Source organism: Micromonospora auratinigra (assembly GCF_900089595.1).
Classification (GTDB): Bacteria; Actinomycetota; Actinomycetes; order Mycobacteriales; family Micromonosporaceae; genus Micromonospora; species Micromonospora auratinigra.
Map to the genome: position 1 here is coordinate 3,044,183 of NZ_LT594323.1, position 17,458 is coordinate 3,061,640.

Below are 17,458 nucleotides of genomic sequence, written 5' to 3' on the forward strand. Positions count from 1 at the left end.
GAGCGGACCGTAGCACCGACGCCGGTGACGACACCGTCACCCGCCTGACAGTTCGCTCAGCTCTGCGTCTTGACCAGCGGAAACTCCAGCGAGCCGGCCGGGCAGAGGAAGGTCAGCACCTCGACCCGGTAGAGCCCGGCCTGCACCGCCGGGTCCGCCTCCATCACGCTGCGCACGTCGTCCACCGAGCCGGTCCGGGCCAGCCCGAAGCCGATCGGCGGGTCCGGCTCGCGGGCCGGGCCGTCCACCGAGCCGTCGACCAGGACGATGCCGCGCCGTTGCAGCGCCTGCATGTGCTGGATGTGTTCGGCCTGCAACCGCTGCACCGTCTCCTTCGGCAGGGCCCGGCCGGACGGCCCCGGGTAGAGCACGATGCACTCGTACGTGTCGAGCGCGAAGTCGACCTTCGGCGTCCCGCCCATGGCGCCCCTTCCGACGTACGTGCCGCCTTGCGCCCAGCGTCGCACGGGAGGGACCACCGCCGTGGCCGCTCGGCGCAACTGGGCCGACGGCGGCGGGTTCCCGACCGGACGCGTCGTTCGTCCCGCCCAGCCGCCGACCACGAAGATCCACAAAGGCGTGCGCGGCCGGGCGCTGGTACTTTTTCCCCGTAGTGCGCCCGACACCGAGCGGAGGTCCCGGGTGAGCCAGACCCCGCCGGCCGGCTCCCGGTGGCAGGACGACCTCGCCGCCGGCGGGGAGATGGGCGCGGCGATCGCCGGCCACGACTGGTCGGCCACCCCGCTCGGCCCGGTCGACGGCTGGCCGCAGAGCCTGCGCACCGCGGTCAGCATCTGCCTGCACTCCCGCTTCCCGATCCTGCTCTGGTGGGGCGGCGAGCTGGTGATGCTCTACAACGACGCGTACCTGCCGGTGCTGGGGGCGGCCAAGCGCGACGCGCTGGGCCGGCCGGGCGCGCAGGTGTGGCCGGAGGTCTGGGACGCCATCGGGCCGATGCTGACCGGTGTGCTGGCCGGACGCGGTGCCACCTGGAGCGAGGACCAACTGCTCCTGCTGGACCGTAACGGGTTCGTCGAGGAGTGCTACTTCACCTTCTCGTACAGCCCGATCATCGACGAGTCGGGCGCCCCCGGCGGGGTGTTCACCGCGGTCACCGAGACGACCGACCGGGTGGTCAGCGACCGCCGGCTGCGGTTGCTCGGCACCCTGGCCGGCGCGCTGGTCGACGTGACCGATCCGGAGGAGGTGGGGCGGCGCACCGTCGCGACCCTGGCCGGCAGCCCCGCCGTACCGTTCGCGCGGCTCCATCTGGCCGGCCCGGACGGCGTGCTGCGCCCCGCCACGGGCGACGAGGCGGACCCGGCGGAGTCCTGGCCGCTGGCCGAGGTGCTCGCCGACGGCAAGACCCGGGTGCTGTCGCTCGACCCGTCCGCCGACCCGGACCGGCCGGGCGTGCCGAAGGCCGCCGTGGTGCCGGTGCGGGAGGCGGGCGGCGCCGCGCCGAGCGGGGTGCTGGTCGCCGGGCTGAACCCGCGCCGGGTGGTGGACGCCGACTATCTGTCCTTCGTCGAGCTGCTGGCCGGGCACGTCGGCACCGCGCTGGCCGGGGCCCGGGCGTACCAGGCGGAGCACCGGCGGGCCGAGGCGCTGGCCGAGCTGGACGCGCTGCGCCGGCTGGCGGCGGTGCGCCCGCAGGACGCGGTCACCGAGGGGCTGCGCGGCGCGGTGCGGGAGGCGACCGAGCGGGAACGCGCCTGGCGGGCCGAGGCCGCCGCCCGGGCCGACCAGCGGCGCACCGACGCGATCAGCCGGGCGCTGTTGGACAACGCCCCGGTGGGGTTCGGCCTGGTCGACACCGACCTGCGCTTCGTCCAGGTCAACCCGGCCCTGGCGATGCTGAACCGGGTGGCGGCGGCCGAGCACCTGGGTCGCCGGCCGACGGAGGTGCTGCCCGCGTACGGGGACCGGATCGAGGAGCTGATGGGCCGGGTGCTGGCGGACGGCCCGGTCGTGGGGGTCGAGTTCACCGTCGACCCGGTCGCCCCGGGCGAGGTGCCCCGGCAGGTGGTGGCCAGCTACTTCCCGATCCGGGTGCACGACACCGACGAGCTGGTCGGGGTCGGCTTCAGCGTCGTGGACGTCACCGAACGCACCCGGCTGCTGGAGGCGCTGGGCGCCGAGCGGGCCCGCCACGAACGGCTCGCCGCCACCGACGTGCTGGCCGTGTTCGGTGGCGTGGACGAGCGGATCACCGAGGCCAACGAGGCCTTCCTGGCGATGCTCGGCTACACCGCCGAGGACATCGCCCAGGGGCGGCTGGCCTGGCCGGCGCTCACCCCGCCGGGCTGGGAGGAGGAGGATGCCCGCTCGCTGGCCAGCCTGGAGGCGACCGGCCGCTCGCCCGCGTACGCCAAGGAGTACCGGCACGCCGACGGGCGGCGGGTGCCGGTGCAGATCGGCGTGGTGGCCCTGCAGCGGCGACCGCTGCGCTGGCTGGCGTACGCGCTGGACCTGAGCGCGGAGCGGGCCACCCAGGCCGAACTGCGGCTGTTCCAGGCCCTGGTGGAACGCTCCGGCGACTTCATCGCGGTGGCCGACCCGGACGGGCGGACCGTCTACGTCAACCCGGCCGGCCGGGCACTGGTCGGGCTCGGCGACGCCGACCGGGTGGACGGGCTGGGGCTGGTCGACTTCGCCGCCCCGGACGTGCGCGACCTGTGGCGCACCGAGCTGATCCCGGCCGCGCTGCGCCACGGGCACCACCGGGCGGAGAGCCGGCTGGTCCGGCTGGACACCGGCGAGCAGGTCGACGTCGACCACCAGACGTTCACCGTCTCCACCGGCGACGGGCAGGAGGGCACCGCCTTCGTGGCCACGGTGGCGCGCGACGTCAGCGACCGACAGCGGGCCCTGCGGCAGGCGGAGGCGCTGGCCCGGCTGGCCGGTTCGCTCAGCTCGGCCCGGGGCCGCGACGCCATCCTGGAGGTGGTCACCGGGGTCGCCCCGGCGGTGGTGGACGCCACCACGCTGCGGGTGGCCATCGCCGGCCCGGGCGCCACCGAACTCGACGTGGCCGGCGGGGACGCCCCGCCGGAGCGGCTGCCGATCAACGCCGACGAGCCGCTGGCCCGGGCCGTACGGGAGAACACGGTGCTCGCGCCGAGCGTCGAGGGTGATCCGACGACGGTGGTCTGCCTGCCGCTGCGCTACGGCGACGGCGGCGCGCTCGGCGCGCTGGAGGTGTGCTGGAGCCGGCCGGTGGCCGACGACGAGGCGCTGCGCAACCTGCTGGACGCGGTGGCCGGGCTGTGCAGCCAGGCGTTGCAGCGGGCCGAGCTGACCGGTTCGGCGCAGGCGATGGCGCAGTTCGCGGCCCGGTTGAGCGTGGCCCGCTCCACCGCCGAGGCGATCGACGTGATCCTCGACGCGGCGCCCACCGCGCTGGGCGCGGTGCTGCCGGGCCTGGCCCTGCGCGACGAGGGGCGGCTGGTGCGGCTCTGGTTCCGTGACGTGCCGGAGAGCCTGGCCGGCACCTTCCGCGACCTGACGATCGACGATCCGCGGCCGATCGTGCGGGCGCTGCGGGGCGGTGAGCGGATCGTCCTGCGCGACCGCGCGGAGTTCGCCGCCCGGTTCCCGGGCCTGCCCGATCCGGTCGGCGCGCACGGCCTGGTCACCACCGTCGCGCTGCCGCTGTTCGACGCGCAGCGCCAGCCGATCGCGGCGCTGGGCTTCGGCTGGGCCCGTGAGCGGCCGCTGCGCGAGGGCGACCTGGCGCTGCTCGACACCATCGCCGACCTGTGCGAGCAGACCCTGGAGCGGGTCCGGCTCGCCGCCGCCGAGCACAACCTGGTGACCCGGCTGGCCGGCCGGCTGCGCAGCTCCGCGCTGACCACCCCGGACGGGCTGGAGATCGCCACCCGCTACCAGCCGGCGATGAGCGGACTGCACCTCGGCGGCGACTGGTACGACCTGGTCCGCACCGACGGCGACCGGCTGGCCGTGGTGCTCGGCGACGTGGTCGGCCACCAGGTGGAGGCGGCCGCCGACATGGCGCAGCTGCGCACGATGGTCAACACCCTGATCCGGCTGGGTGTGCCGTTGGAGGACCTGTTCCGCCGGCTGACCGACCTGGTCGGCGTCGCTTTCCTCGGCACCTGCCTGATCGTGGTGGTCGACCCGACGGCCGGGGTGGCGCAGGTGCTGCGCGCCGGGCACCCGCACCCGGTGCTGGTGCCCGCCGGGGCGCCGCCGGTCTCCGTGCAGACGGTCAACGCGATGCCGCTGGGCATGGTGGACGCGCCGATGACCGTGACCAGCGTGCCGTTCGGCCCCGGTGACCTGCTGGTGGCGTACACCGACGGGCTGGTGGAGCGGCGCGGCCGGCTCTACGACGACGGGGTGGCGGCGCTGCACGGGGTGCTGACCGGGGTGCGGGACGAACCGGTGGAGGCGATCGCGGACACCCTGCTGCGGGAGCTGCCGGGCGGCGAGGACGACCGGGCGCTGGTGGTGCTCCGGCACATCGGCTGAGCGGCGACGTTCCGGCGGCCGTTTTCCGGGAACTGTCGGGGGTCGGGGGCGGGCACGCCGCCCGACCACGAACGCACAGGAGGACCGGCATGGCCAGCAGCACCCAGCCCGCGAAGGCGTCGGGCACCTACCGGATCGGCGGGGACCTCCAGGTCGACCGGCTCGGTTACGGGGCGATGCAGCTCACCGGGGCGGGGGTGTGGGGTGACCCGAAGGACCCGGCCGAGGCGGTCCGGGTGCTGCGCCGGGCGTACGAGCTGGGGGTGACCTTCATCGACACCGCCGACTCGTACGGCCCGTTCGTCAGCGAGCTGCTGATCAAGGAGGCGCTGCACCCGTACGCCGACGATCTGGTGATCGCCACCAAGGCGGGGCTGACCCGCTCGGGCCCGGGCGACTGGCGGCCGGTGGGCCGCCCCGAGTACCTGCGCCAGCAGTGCGAGCTGAGCCTGCGCCACCTGGGCCTGGACTGCATCCCGCTCTACCAGCTGCACCGCATCGACGAGAAGGTGCCGCTGGAGGACCAGCTCGGCGAGCTGGCCCTGCTCAAGCAGGAGGGGAAGGTCCGGCACATCGGGCTCTCCGAGGTGAGCGTCGAGCAGATCGAGGCGGCCCGGAAGATCACCCCGATCGTCTCGGTGCAGAACCTCTACAACCTGGCCGACCGCAGCGCGGAGGACGTGCTCGACCACTGCGAGCGCAACGACCTGGCCTTCATCCCGTGGTTCCCGATCGCCACCGGCAACCTGGCGAAGCCGGGCGGTCCGCTGGACGCCATCTCCACGGACCACGGCGCGACGCCCGCGCAGCTCGCCCTCTCCTGGCTGCTGCGCCGCTCGCCGGTCATGCTGCCGATCCCGGGTACATCCTCGGTGTCGCACCTGGAGGAGAACGTCGCCGCGGCCGAGGTCCAGCTCACCGACGACGAGTTCGAGGCGCTGGCCAAGGCGGCCTGAGCAGGCGCGCCGGCCGGCCGCCCGGAGCCCGGGTGGCCGGCCGGCGGTTCAGAGGGCGAAGCAGTTGGGCCAGATCGGGGCGTCGGCGAGGGCCTGCCGGACGATCGTGTACGTGGTGCCGTCCAGCACCAGGCCGAGGTGCCCGACGACCCGCAGCGGGCACCACCCCTGCACCAGCACGTTGGTGACGCCGTCGGCGAGCCGCGCGTTGTCGACCGGCCGGACCAGCTCGTCCTGCCAGCTGCGCACGGTGGTCCAGCGGACCGCGCCGGGGGTGTCGTCGCCGGCGTTGAGGTCGCCGAGGAAGGTGGACCCGATGGTCATCTGCTGGCAGGCGACGATGCCGACGCAGCTGCCCAGGCCGACCAGGTTGATGATGTTGGCGACGTAGGTGCCGTACTGCGGACTGCCCAGGCTGATGTAGTGGTCGACCTTGTCGGCGCCGCCGAGGAACTTCACGTACCAACGGCTGACCAGGCCGCCCTCGGAGTGGGTGACCAGGTCGACCTTGCTCGCGCCGGTGGCGGCCCGGACCTGGTCCACGTAGGACGCCAGGGCGCGGGCGGACTCGCGGATGTCGCCGAAGCCGAGGTTCGGCAGTTGATAGATCGACACCCGGTAGCCGTCGGCGCGCAGCCGGGCGGCGATCGGCTCGTACGCGATCGAGACGCCGATCAGGCCGCCGACCACGATGACCGGATCGGCCCCGGCGGCGGCGAGGGTGGCGGCGTCGGCGGTCGTGGTGGTGTCGGCGCTGATGGCGGCGGCGCGCTGCGGGGCGGCGTGGGCGGCGGTGGCCGGCACGAGCAGGGCGGCGAGGGCGGTGGTGGCGGCAAGGACCGTTCGGAGCAGCATGGCTGCACCTCCGAGGGGAGGCACCCGGGATCGCCGGGAGGGGACGGGTGGGGGGATCCGATCGATCGTGGGAACGATGATGCGTGTCCGATTTCACACACGTCAATGAAAAGTTACGCGCCGGTAACCAGTTGACGCGCCAGGGGCACAAACCGGCGAATCGCCGTGGAGCACCCGGCAACGAGCGCCGGCCGGCCCAGGCGGCGGTAGGTCGTTGCGGAGGACGACAGGTAGACCCCGACGACTCACCGCGCTCGGGCCGGGCCCGGGCGCGGTGGAGGCCGGCGCGCCGCTGCCGGCGCGTCCGGCCGGGTCAGCTGCCCAGCGCCTGCACCTTGGCGATGGTCTCCTGGACGTGTTGCCGCGCCGGCTCGCCACCCTGCGCCGCCTGGGCGAGCGCCTGCCGGTAGGCGTCGATCACGCCGATCAGCGGCCCGGCCGCCACGCCCTCCAGCGCCCCGGTGACCAGGGCGCGCGCCTCGGCGGCGTCCTGCGCCGCGGCTGCCGCCTTGGCCTTCGCCTCGTCCAGCTTCGCCGCGGCCGCCGCCAGCCTCGCGATGATCTGCGCCGCGCTCACGCGCCCTCCCCTGCTCGCCTGCCCCGCAGCCTACGCGAGCCGGCACCGTTCACCGCAGCAGCCGGAAGGCCACCAGGTAGAGGCAGAAGAAGCCGGAGGAGAGCAGGGCACAGAGGACGAAGCCGAGCGGGACGTACCGGCCCGGCGGGGTGCCGTCCGCGATCGCCGGCCGGCCCCAGCGGGCCAGCACGAGCTGACCGGCCACGAAGGACAGCAGCGGGACGCCCGCACAGGCCGCGGCGGCCACCAGGTCCAGCCCACCCACCGGGACCGGCGAACCGACCAGCAGGGCGAGCATCAGCACCGACCCGGCCAGCGCGCAGCCGGCGTACACGGCGACCGCGCGGGCCGGCGCCGACCAGGTCGGCAGCAGCACCGGCCGGTGGGCGAGCGCCTCGGCCTCCCGCCCGTACCGGTCGGCCTCGTCGGCCAGCCGCCCCGCCGCGGCCAGCTCCGCCGCCGGGTCACCCGGGACGGACGCCGCGCCGTCGGCGGCGGGGCCGGTCGAGCCGGCGGCCACCGGGCCGGAGCCGGCGACCGCCGGGGGTACGGGCGCCTCGGGCGGCGTGTCGATCCCGCCGGCGCGACCGAGCTGGTCGAGCCGCTGCCGTTGGGCGGCGAGCCGTTGGCCGAGCTGGTCGACGGCGCCCTGCAGGCTGCGCCGCCGGGCCGCCTCCGCGGCGACGGCCTGTTCCCCGCCGCGCTGCCGCGCGGACAGCTCCCGGGCCAGGGCCGCGTACTCCTCGAATCGGGTCACCGGTCGTCTCCGTCGCCCACGAAGGGCACCATCAGGGCGGTGCGCTGGTCGTGCCGGTCCACCAGCAGGGCCCGACCGTCGCGCGGGGTGTACGCGAGGTCGTGCACGCCGAGGTACAGGCCGAGGTCCGGCCCGGGCACGTTCAGCGCCACCAGGCACGCCAGGTCGTCGCGGTGCTGGCTGCCGCCGAGGTCCTCGCCGAGCCGGCGCAACCCCCGCCACCAGCCGAGCAGGTGCACCCCGTGCGCCGGCCCCTGGCGCAACACGGCCCGCAGGTCGTCGTGGCCGGAGCGGAACGTCTGCGGGTCGGCGGCGGCCAGCACCCCGGCGGCGGCGTCCACCCCGAACACCACCAGGTAGGTACGCGCCGGCAGCGGTGCTCCGGCCGCGCCGCCCGACGGCGGGGTGGACAGTTCGGCGAGCTGGTCGCGCAGCTCGGCGGCGTCGAGGCGGCGGACCGGGTGGCGGGCGGCGGCGAGGGTCATCGCGAGGTCGTCGGCGAGGTCGGTGGTGCCGGTGGCCAGCGGGGCGAGCAGGAACCGGGCGGTACCGGGGGCGTGCTGCCGGGCCAGCCCGAGCGCCGCCGACCGGAGCACCTCGGCCGCGACGGGGGCGGTGCCGACCACGCCCAGGTGCCGGCCCGGCGTCGCGTCGAGGCGGAACCCGGCGGGGCTGCCGGCCACGTCGACGGTCCGGCCGACCAGCGCCAGCGGCGGCCCGTCGCCGGGGCGAAGCGCCGCCCAGGTGGGGTCGTCGGCGAGCCGGGGCGTCTCGTACCCGCGGAAGACGGCCGGGGGCGGCGAACCCGGCGGCCGGGCCGCGAACAGCTCGTGCCGCAGGGCCGCCAGGTCGCCGGTGGCGGCGTGCGCGTCGGGGAAGCGGACCAGGGTGTCCGCGCCGGCCACCCCGCCGGCGGTGTTGACCACGGCGGTGCCGACGGTCAGCGCCCGGGCGGCGTCGTTGAGCGGGTCGAGCACCGCGCCGCCGCCGGGCAGCGCCACCCGCAGCGGGAACTGCCCGAAGATCGCCTCGGCCCGGCCGTAGAGGGCCTCCACGCCGGTGATGCTCTGGCTGGCCAGCACCAGGTGCAGCCCGTACGAGCGGCCCTTGCGGGCCAGCTCCTCCAGCAGGTCGACGGCCTGCCGGGCCAGCGCGTCGTTGCCGGCGAAGAGCACGTGGAACTCGTCGACCACGGTGACCACCCGGGGCGGCCGGGCGTTCGGTGGCAGGTCGGCGAGCTTGGTCACGCCGTGCCGCTTGAGCAGGTCGGCCCGGCGGCCCAGCTCGGCGCGCAGCTCGCGCAGCACCGCCACGCCGTACTCGCGGTCGGACTCGATGCCCACCGCCCGGGCGTGCGGCAGCCAGGACGGGTCCCGCTCGGTGGGGACGAACTCGGTGAAGCTGACCCCCTCCTTGAAGTCGAGCAGCAGCAGCTGCACCTCGCTCGGGGCGTACCGGGCGGCCAGGCCGTAGAGCACGTCCAGCAGGAAGACGGTCTTGCCCGCGCCGGTCCGCCCGCCGACCAGCCAGTGCGGGGTGGCGTCGTCGAAGGCGACGGTGACCGGCGCCCGGTCGGAGCGGCCGAGCACGGTCCGCAGGCCGGCCCCGCCCGACTCGGTCCAGCGCGCGGGCGGGAGCAGGTCGGAGAAGGTGACCGTGGCGGCCCGGCGGGCGGCCGCGGCGAGCCGCTGGGCCAGCGCGCTGATCGTGGCGTGCGAGGGGTCGCCGTCCAGCACGACCGGGGCCGCCAGGCCGCTGCCGTCACCGCTGTACGGCTGCCCGGGCGGGTCACCGACCAGGGCGTACCGCTCGCCGAGCCGGAGCTGGGTGGTGGCGCCCAGCGGCGGGGGCGACTCGCCGGGGCCGGCGGCCGGGTAGCCGGCGAGCAGCACGCAGACCGCGGCGGCCGGGCCGGCGTGGGTGAGCGCCGCCAACCGGGCCAGCTCCCGGGGCGGCGGCGCCGACGCGGCGACCAGCACCAGCAGCTCCTGGTCGTCGCGGGCGGCGTGCTGGGCGGCCCGGGCGTGCCGCTCCGCCTCGTCGAGCAGAGCGGCCACCTCGGCCGCGGTGGTGGCGGTGGGGGCGAGCGCACCGGCGTCGAGCAGCGGGCGCAGCGGCAGGAAGGCGGCGCCGAACGCGGCCGGGTCGATGCCGGCGACCCGGACCGCGCCGGCCGGGGCGGCGGCGAGCAGTTGGGTCACCATCGCGCGCAGCAGCTCGCCGACCCGGGGGTCGCGGGCGTCGGCGTCGACCGCCAGATGGGTGCCGCCGGCCAGCGGCACCAGCACCGGGAAGCCGCCGTCGAAGGTGCTCGCCTCGCCGAGGCGTACCGGGACCGGGGTGGTGGTGGGTCGGGCGGTGCCGGGCGCGGGGGCCAGCGTGGCACCGAGGCCGGCCAGCCGGGCGACCAGCTCGGGGCTGCCGGGGGCGACCGGCGCGGCGGCGGCCAGCGCCGCGCGCACCGCCTCCCACCGCCGCAGCGCCTGCCGGTGCAGGGCGACCGCCTGTCCGTACGCCGTCGCGAGCCTGCCCACCGTCCGCCCTCCGACGCCGCCGCCGTCCCGATCGAGGGAACCCTAACGGACGCGCGTCGCACCGGCACAGTGCGCGCCCGCCCCCGACGTTGGTCCACTGTTCACCCCGCGTCCGTCGTTCCCACCGGCCGCCGTTCCCCCGGCCCGACTTGCCTGCTGGCGAGACGAAAACCGTGAACAGGAAGGCGATGACGTGACCTCCTCCCCCCTCTCCCGGCGGGCCCTGCTGCGCACCGGCGCGGCCGGCGGCCTCGGCATCGTGGTGGCCGGCAACCTGGAGGCGATCGCGGGTCCGGCGGCGGCCCGGGCCGCCTGCCGCCCGGCGGTCGGCTACGGCGAGCTCGTCGAGGACCCCGCCGGCCTGCTGGCCCTGCCGCCCGGCTTCTCCTACACGATCGTGGCGCAGGCCGGCGTGACCACGCTGGAGTCCGGCCAGGCCACCCCGAGCGACGCCGACGGCACCGGCTGCTTCCGCGCCCCGCAGGGTTCGGTGCTGGTCAACAACCACGAGATCGGCGGCAGCGAGCCGTACGGGGTGCCGGCGCTGGCCGGGCTCACCTACGACCCGGGCGCCCGCGGCGGCACCACCACCATCGAGGTGGACGCGCACGGCCGGCGGCTGCGCGAGTACGTCAGCGTGGCCGGCACGCACAACAACTGCGCCGGCGGCATCACCCCGTGGGGCACCTGGCTGACCTGCGAGGAGACCGAGCAGAAGGCCGGCGGCAAGTACCTCAAGGACCACGGGTACGTCTTCGAGGTGGACCCGCACGACCGGGCCGCCAACCAGAACCCGGTGCCGCTGAAGTTCCTCGGCCGCTACGCGCACGAGGCCGTCGCGGTCGACCCGTACACCCACTCGATCTACCTGACCGAGGACGCCGGCAACCCGAACGGCCTGTACTTCCGCTGGACGCCGCCGGCCGGCTTCCGGGGCGGCAAGGGCGCGCTGCGGGCCCTCGCCCAGCGCCCGGACGGCGACACCGCCGGCCGGCTCCAGGCCATGAGCTGCTACCTGGGCAGCCAGCACATCACCGACCTGGCCACGGCGACCACCCCCGGCACCCGGTACAAGGTCGAGTGGGTGGACGTGCCGGACCGGGACGCCAAGACCGTCTCGGTACGCAAGCAGTTCACCGACGAGCAGGTCACCCGCAGCCGCAAGCTGGAGGGCGCCTGGTGGGCCGACGGCGGCGCGTACTTCGTGGCCAGCTTCGCCCGGCTCGCCGACGGCAGCGTCAACGAGCACGACGGCCAGGTCTGGTTCTACGACCCGCGCACCGAGACCGTCACCCTGAAGACCATCTTCGGGGTGAACACCGACCCGGCCGCCGACAACGGCAACTTCGACGGGCCGGACAACATCACCGTGTCGCCGTACGGCGGGGTGATCCTGGCCGAGGACGGCGAGGGCGTGTCGCACCTGGTCGGGGTGACCGCGCAGGGCAAGGCGTACCCGCTGGCCCGCAACGAGCTGAACGAGAGCGAGTTCACCGGCCCGACGTTCAGCGCCGACGGCAAGATCCTGTTCGCCAACATCCAGGACCCGGGGTACGTCTTCGCGATCACCGGCCCGTGGGGGCGGCCCAGCAACGCGGACCACTGAGGGTCCTGAGTAGAGTGTGCGGGCCGGCGGCTCCTGGGGAGTCGCCGGCCCTCGCTTGTCCCCCACCGACGTCCGACCTGACGCCTGACGGTCGTCTCCCGCGACGCGCTGCGCCCGTCGACTCGCCACGAGTGGAACGCCATTGCTGTCACCAGGGCCGTTTGACAGCCATGGTGTTCCACCGAAGGCCGCGCCGACTCGACTGGCGCCTCCCGGGTACGGGCGACGTCGGCCGGAGCCCGGCCGTGAGCGTCCTCAGCCGATGGCGGCGGTCAGGGCGGCCAGGTAGCCGTAGCGGTAGCCGTCGGCGTCCGGGTGGTACGCCTCGATCAGCCCGCTGACGTCGCGGATCCACGGGTCGGCGGCGCAGACGCCGTGCCCGGCGAAGAACGGCCGGGCGTCGACGAAGGTGGCGCCGGCCGCGGCGGCCCGGCCGGCGGTGACGGTGGCGAGCAGGTCGGCGGCCTGGTTGAGGATGGTCCGCTTGTAGCTGCTCATCGCGAGCAGCCCGCACCAGCCGGTCTCGAAGAGCCGGGGGTAGCCGAGCACCACCAGCCGGGCGGCGGGGGCCCGGTTCCGGATCGCCGCGTAGGTGGCGTCGAGCCGGCCGGGCAGGGTGGTGGTGGCGAACGCCTTGGCGTTGTTCACCGCGGTCTCGCAGGCGGAGGTGCTGCCGAGGCGGCAGGAGCTGACCACGTCGGCGAAGCCGGCGTCGTTGCCGCCGATGGTGATGGTGACCAGGGTGGTGCTGCTGCTCAGCGCGCCGACCTGGCCGTTGATGACGTCGGCGGTGACCGCGCCGCCGCAGGCCGGGAAGCGGAAGCTGGTGACCGAGTGGGCGGCGGCCCAGAGCGGGGCGTACGACTTCTGGCTGCGCAGGCAGGTGGAGAGGTCGTACGGGCCGGCGCCGACCCCGGAGGAGTACGAGTCGCCGAGGGCGACGTAGTTGACGGTGGCCGCCTGGGCGACGCCGGGGATGGCGACGGCGCCGAGGACGGCCGCCAGCAACGCGGCGAGCACGGTGCGGACGCGACGGGTCATGGCAGGACCTCCACGAGGCAGGTGGTGGTGGAGTCCGTGGACCGCGCGCGTGGCCAGGGATGGGATGGCTTGTTACCCGACGGTAATGCTATCGAAATATTCCCACGAATTGAATAGCCGACGGGCTTCCCACGGGGCTGACGTGTTCACAACCGTCGATTAGGTTGGGCGTGCGTACACCCCGATGGAGGGAGTCCACCTCGTGCGACGTGTTCTCACGGCGGCCATCGCCGCCCTGACCGTCACCACCGCCGGCACCGTCACCACCGGCGCCCCCGGCCAGGCCGCCCTAACGGGTTGGGGCCGGCCGGCGCCCGTCTCGGTCAGCCCCACCCCGGGCAGCCCCGGGATCGGCGACAGCTACTTCCCCGACTACGGCAACGGCGGCTACGACGTCGACCACTACGACGTCCGGCTGCGCTACGAGCCGGCCACCGACCGGCTCAGCGGCACCACCACCATCCTCGCCACCGCCACGCAGGACCTGTCCCGGTTCAACCTGGACTTCGCCCTCGACGTCGAGTCGGTGCGGGTCAACGGCTGGCCGGCCACCTTCGCCCGGGAGGGCGACCACGAGCTGGCGGTCACCGCACCCCGGCCGATCGTCAAGGGCCAGTCGCTCACCGTCGTGGTGAAGTACGCCGGGATCCCGTCCCGGACCAAGGTCTACGGCTACACGGGCTGGACCCGGACCGCCGACGGCGCGCTCGGGGTCAACGAGCCCGAGTCGGCCTGGTGGTGGTTCCCCAGCAACGACCACCCGCTCGACAAGGCCACCTTCGACATCTCCGTCTCGGTGCCCACCGGCGTCGAGGTGATCAGCAACGGGGTGCAGCCGCGCGCCCCGCTCGCCGAGGCCGGCAACCGCACCCGGTGGAGCTGGCGCAGCGTCAAGCCGGGCGCCACCTACCAGGCGTTCATCGCCATCGGCCAGTACGACATCGTCACCGACACCGCGCCGAACGGGCAGCCGGTGGTCAACGCGTACAGCACCACGCTGGGCGAGCGCGGGCCGGCCGCCCGGGCCAGCATCGAACGCACCGCCGAGGTGGTCGACTGGGAGAGCGGCGTGTTCGGGCCGTACCCGTTCGAGGCGCAGGGTGGCGTGGCCGGGCCGATCGACGGCATCGGCTTCGCCCTGGAGACGCAGACCCGCCCGGTGTACGGGCCGGGCTTCTGGCGGCGCGGGTCCAACCCGTACGTGATCGTGCACGAGAACGCGCACCAGTGGTTCGGGGACTCGGTCTCGGTGGCGGACTGGAGCCAGATCTGGCTCAACGAGGGCTTCGCGTCGTACGCCGAGTGGCTCTGGTCGGAGGAGCAGGGCGAGGGCACCGCCCAGGAGCTGTTCGACTTCACCTACGCCGGCTACCCGGCCGACTCGGACTTCTGGCAGGTCCTCCCGGGTGATCCGGGCGCGAGCCGGGTCTTCGACGACGCGGTCTACGACCGGGGCGCGATGGCGCTGCACCAGATCCGGTTGGCCGTCGGCGACGACGCGTTCTTCCGGATCCTGCCGGCCTGGACCGCCGCGCACGCCCACGGCAACGGCACCATCGCCCAGTTCCAGGCGCTCGCCGAGCAGATCTCCGGCCAGGACCTGGACCAGGTCTTCACCACCTGGCTCTTCACCGCCGGACGTCCCGAGCCGGCCGCCGCCGCGCGCAGCACGCTCGCCCCGGCGCAGCCGAAGTCGTGGACGAAGATCCGCGCGGCGCACCAACTGCTGCCGCGCTGACCTCGGTCGGGGCCCGCTCCACCACCCTGGGAGCGGGCCCCGGTCGGCGCGGTGCGGACAGCGGCATCGCGCGGCCGGGTTCAGCCGGCGGCCAGCACCGGCGACGTGGCCGGCTGGGCCCGGGCGGCCTCGACCGCCCGGATGTGCCGGTAGGCGAACCAGAGCGGCGGGAACGCGCCGACGGCGAAGGAGAGGTCGACCAGCGTCCAGAACCAGGGGATGTCACGGACCGGCCCGCAGATCAGCGCCAGCGGCACGATCCCGGCGCAGGCGATCATGCCGAGCTGGACCACCCAGACGTTGCGCACCGGATCACGCAGCGGCCCCCAGAAGGCCACCGCCAGCACCAGGTGCGCGAAGGCCAACCAGTCGGTGCCGTAGAGCATGAACGGGTAGCGGTCACCGGTCTCGACCAGCCCGGTGTGCACCCGCTCGATCCAGGCCACCAGCGCGGGCAGGTGGTCGGCGAGCGGGTCGAGCGCCCGCAGCAGCCAACGCACCTCCAGCTCCAGCGGGAACGCGGTCACCCCGCTGAGGAACAGACCCACCACCACGACCCACAGCCACCGGCGGATCCGCCGCAGCCGCTCCTCGACGTCCATATCCGCAGCGTAGTGACGATCTTCTCCGCGCCGGGGTCCCGTCCGGCATGAGCTGGCTCACCCGGGGCCGCCGTCACGGCGCCCCGTTGGTGAGCAGGAGCAGCAGGACGTCGGCCCGGTAGAGGTAGCTGGCCGTGTCCCCCCGGCCACCCTCGAAGTACGCCGCATCCGACTCCGGCTCGCCGCCACGGTGGTAGCCGGTGTCGTACAGGAAGTCGGGGCGGACCGACCAGTACGACCAGCCGCCGCCGTCGCGCTCCAGCCAGTTCAGGAAGCCGCCGACGACGACGTCGGCCACGGCGGGGTCGAGTTGCCGCCGGTACGGGCTGACCGGCCCGCACAGCATCCAGGTCAACCGCGCCCGGAACCCGGTGCGGCCCAGCTCGGTCAGCCGCAGGTCCCTCCCGGCCGGCACCAGCGGACCCGACCCGAGGTTGTCCCACCCCCGGGCCCGGTCGGCGGCGCGCATCAGCTCGGCGAACAGCGGGCCGTCGACGAAGGAGGCCAGCGTCCGACGCCGGTTCGCGGCCGTGACCGGCTCGTCGACACCCGCCGCGAGCAGCAGGGTGTTGCTGTTCATGACCCGGTCAACCGCGGTCAGCAGCGCATCGACCGCCGGCACCTCGACCTCGGACAGCAGCGAACGCACCCGTCCATTGAAGCCCACCCACGCGACGCCGGGTGGACGTGGTCAGCGCCGGGCGGCGACCGGGCAGCCGTCGCGGTGCCGGACGCGACCCGCCGGCCGCCGGGACCGGTGCGGCGGGCACCCGCAGTCCTGCGTGAGGCGGGCGGCGGACCGGAGCCGCAGTGGGCGGCTCGGTCCCACCCCGCCCGCGGACCCGGCCCGGGGAGCCGGGACGACACCGGCGGCGAGGCCGGTGCGGGCCGGCCGGACCACCCGGGCGGCGGTGGCGGCGACCCGGCGCACCGGGCGGCGCACGGCGGGGGCGGCCAGCACCAGGGTGAGCCGGCGGCGCAGCCGGCGCTCGCGCAAACGGTCCAGGGCGATCCCGGCCACCAGGGTGGCGACGGCGGTGACCGTGCCGGCCAGCACCAGCGTCTGCCGGGGCCCGACGTGCTCGGCGAGCCAGCCGAGCAGCGGCGCGCCGACCGCGGCGGAGACCGAGCCGGTGACCGCGAGCGCGGCCAGCACCCGGCCCCGCATCGCGTAGTCGGTGTCGAGCTGGGCGCGGGTGCCGACCGTGGTGTCGATGATCACGGCGGCGGCCGCCACCGGCAGGATCACCGCGGCGAAGCTCATCGTCCCCGGAGCCAGGCCGGCGACGATCTGCAGCGAGCTGCCGACCAGGCCGGCCGCGACGAGCACCCGGTAGCCCAGGTCACGGCGGCGGGCGGCGGCCAGCGCACCGAGCACGGTGCCGACCGCGAAGACGGTGGAGAGGAAGCCGTAGCCGGACGCCCCGCCGCCCAGCGGTCCGTCGCTCATCGCCGCCATGGTGACCTGGTAGTTGCGGCCCAGGCTGCCCAGCACGAACGACAGCGCCAGCGCCACCAGCACCACCGGCTGGCGCAGCAGGTAACGGAAGCCGGCCCGGATGCCGCCGTCCGCCGACGCCGCGTCGGCCACCTCCGCGCCGCCGGTGTGCCGGTCGGCCTCGCGTACGGCGAGCAGGGCGACGACGACCGCGACGAAGCTGACGGCATTCCCCGCGAAGAGCAGCGCGGGGCCGACGGCGGCGACCACGACGGCGCCGAGGCTCATCCCGAGGATCCGCCCGGCCGAGTTGGTCAGCGAGCCGAGGGCCAGCGCGTTGCCGAGGCTCTCCCGGGGCACCAGGGTCGACGACCAGCGGCCCGAGACGGGGCCCTCGATCGCCGACACCGCGCCGGTGACCAGCGAGATCGCGTAGATCGCCGGCAGGCCGCCGGCGCCGGTGACGGCGACCACGGCCAGCCCGGCGGCGAGCGCGGCGTGCGCGGCCTGGGCGGCGATCAGCAGCGGCTTCGCGGGCAGCCGGTCGGCCAGCGCGCCGCCCCACACGCTGAGCACCAGGGTGGGCAGCGCCTGGAGCAGGACGGTCAGCCCCATCGAGGTCGCCGAGCCGGTTTCCGACATCACGTACCAGTTGACCCCCAGGACCTGCATCCAGGTCCCGATGACCGATACGAAGCCGGCGCCGGCCCAGATCCGGTAGTTCCGGTGGCGCAGCGCGGCGAACGTGGCGCCGAGAGCCACGACGACCTCCCCGTCCAGACGGTGACACGACGAAGCCGGACCCCGCACGGTCCGGCCAGCGGACAAGTCTGGCGGCGGGTAAACCTGCTGACGACAGT

Annotated in this window: 13 protein-coding genes; 4 read left to right on the forward strand and 9 right to left on the reverse strand. The window is 75.1% G+C overall.

Annotation, left to right across the window (positions count from 1 at the left end; all coding sequences use genetic code 11):
* Window positions 1-56 precede the first annotated feature (56 nt).
* Window positions 57-422 carry a YciI family protein gene (locus GA0070611_RS13350; protein ID WP_091663570.1) on the reverse strand — a complete coding sequence of 122 codons (366 nt, stop codon included), beginning with the start codon at window positions 420-422 and terminating at the stop codon, window positions 57-59.
* Between the two features lie 220 nt (window positions 423-642).
* Between GA0070611_RS13350 and GA0070611_RS13355 the strand changes: the two genes are divergently transcribed.
* On the forward strand, window positions 643-4,494 hold the full coding sequence (locus tag GA0070611_RS13355; protein WP_157740314.1) for a PAS domain-containing protein: 3,852 nt from the start codon (window positions 643-645) through the stop codon (window positions 4,492-4,494).
* An 89-nt stretch (window positions 4,495-4,583) separates the two neighbouring features.
* Window positions 4,584-5,450: an aldo/keto reductase gene (locus tag GA0070611_RS13360; RefSeq protein ID WP_091663578.1), complete on the forward strand. Its 867-nt coding sequence runs from the start codon at window positions 4,584-4,586 to the stop codon at window positions 5,448-5,450.
* 48 nt (window positions 5,451-5,498) lie between these two features.
* On the opposite strand, the gene GA0070611_RS13365 is transcribed toward GA0070611_RS13360, so the two are convergent.
* From GA0070611_RS13365 to GA0070611_RS13380, 4 genes are all read right to left on the reverse strand, one after another.
* Entirely contained in the window at window positions 5,499-6,305 is an 807-nt protein-coding gene (locus tag GA0070611_RS13365) for a lipase family alpha/beta hydrolase (protein ID WP_091663582.1), read from the reverse strand.
* A 313-nt stretch (window positions 6,306-6,618) separates the two neighbouring features.
* Complete coding sequence (locus tag GA0070611_RS13370) at window positions 6,619-6,882, reverse strand: DUF6244 family protein (RefSeq protein ID WP_091663587.1); 264 nt, start codon at window positions 6,880-6,882, stop codon at window positions 6,619-6,621.
* A gap of 49 nt (window positions 6,883-6,931) precedes the next feature.
* A complete protein-coding gene (locus tag GA0070611_RS13375) occupies window positions 6,932-7,639 on the reverse strand; it encodes a hypothetical protein (protein WP_091663590.1) in 708 nt (235 codons plus the stop codon).
* Window positions 7,636-10,173 carry an FtsK/SpoIIIE domain-containing protein gene (locus GA0070611_RS13380; protein WP_091663593.1) on the reverse strand — a complete coding sequence of 846 codons (2,538 nt, stop codon included), beginning with the start codon at window positions 10,171-10,173 and terminating at the stop codon, window positions 7,636-7,638. The genes GA0070611_RS13375 and GA0070611_RS13380 overlap by 4 nt, the downstream gene beginning before the upstream one ends.
* Before the next feature lie 193 nt (window positions 10,174-10,366).
* Between GA0070611_RS13380 and GA0070611_RS13385 the strand changes: the two genes are divergently transcribed.
* Complete coding sequence (locus GA0070611_RS13385; protein ID WP_091663598.1) at window positions 10,367-11,779, forward strand: alkaline phosphatase PhoX; 1,413 nt, start codon at window positions 10,367-10,369, stop codon at window positions 11,777-11,779.
* Window positions 11,780-12,034: 255 nt separating this feature from the next.
* Here GA0070611_RS13385 and GA0070611_RS13390 read toward each other — a convergent pair whose 3' ends face one another.
* The gene (locus GA0070611_RS13390; RefSeq protein WP_091663602.1) at window positions 12,035-12,820 is read right to left on the reverse strand and encodes an SGNH/GDSL hydrolase family protein; all 786 of its coding nucleotides are present in this window, start codon (window positions 12,818-12,820) and stop codon (window positions 12,035-12,037) included.
* Between the two features lie 202 nt (window positions 12,821-13,022).
* Between GA0070611_RS13390 and GA0070611_RS13395 the strand changes: the two genes are divergently transcribed.
* A complete protein-coding gene (locus tag GA0070611_RS13395) occupies window positions 13,023-14,558 on the forward strand; it encodes a M1 family metallopeptidase (RefSeq protein WP_091663605.1) in 1,536 nt (511 codons plus the stop codon).
* A gap of 80 nt (window positions 14,559-14,638) precedes the next feature.
* On the opposite strand, the gene GA0070611_RS13400 is transcribed toward GA0070611_RS13395, so the two are convergent.
* From GA0070611_RS13400 to GA0070611_RS13410, 3 genes are all read right to left on the reverse strand, one after another.
* Complete coding sequence (locus GA0070611_RS13400; RefSeq protein ID WP_091663608.1) at window positions 14,639-15,160, reverse strand: hypothetical protein; 522 nt, start codon at window positions 15,158-15,160, stop codon at window positions 14,639-14,641.
* Window positions 15,161-15,233: 73 nt separating this feature from the next.
* Window positions 15,234-15,809: a hypothetical protein gene (locus GA0070611_RS13405; protein WP_091663611.1), complete on the reverse strand. Its 576-nt coding sequence runs from the start codon at window positions 15,807-15,809 to the stop codon at window positions 15,234-15,236.
* Window positions 15,810-15,851: 42 nt separating this feature from the next.
* Entirely contained in the window at window positions 15,852-17,360 is a 1,509-nt protein-coding gene (locus GA0070611_RS13410) for an MFS transporter (protein WP_091663614.1), read from the reverse strand.
* Window positions 17,361-17,458: the final 98 nt, after the last annotated feature.

Bases quoted from the DNA above. Each gene is read 5' to 3' on its own strand.
- GA0070611_RS13350 (WP_091663570.1), bottom strand. From the start codon at position 422: ATGGGCGGGACGCCGAAGGTCGACTTCGCGCTCGACACGTACGAGTGC.
- GA0070611_RS13360 (WP_091663578.1), top strand. From the start codon at position 4,584: ATGGCCAGCAGCACCCAGCCCGCGAAGGCGTCGGGCACCTACCGGATC.
- GA0070611_RS13365 (WP_091663582.1), bottom strand. From the start codon at position 6,305: ATGCTGCTCCGAACGGTCCTTGCCGCCACCACCGCCCTCGCCGCCCTG.
- GA0070611_RS13390 (WP_091663602.1), bottom strand. From the start codon at position 12,820: ATGACCCGTCGCGTCCGCACCGTGCTCGCCGCGTTGCTGGCGGCCGTC.
- GA0070611_RS13400 (WP_091663608.1), bottom strand. From the start codon at position 15,160: ATGGACGTCGAGGAGCGGCTGCGGCGGATCCGCCGGTGGCTGTGGGTC.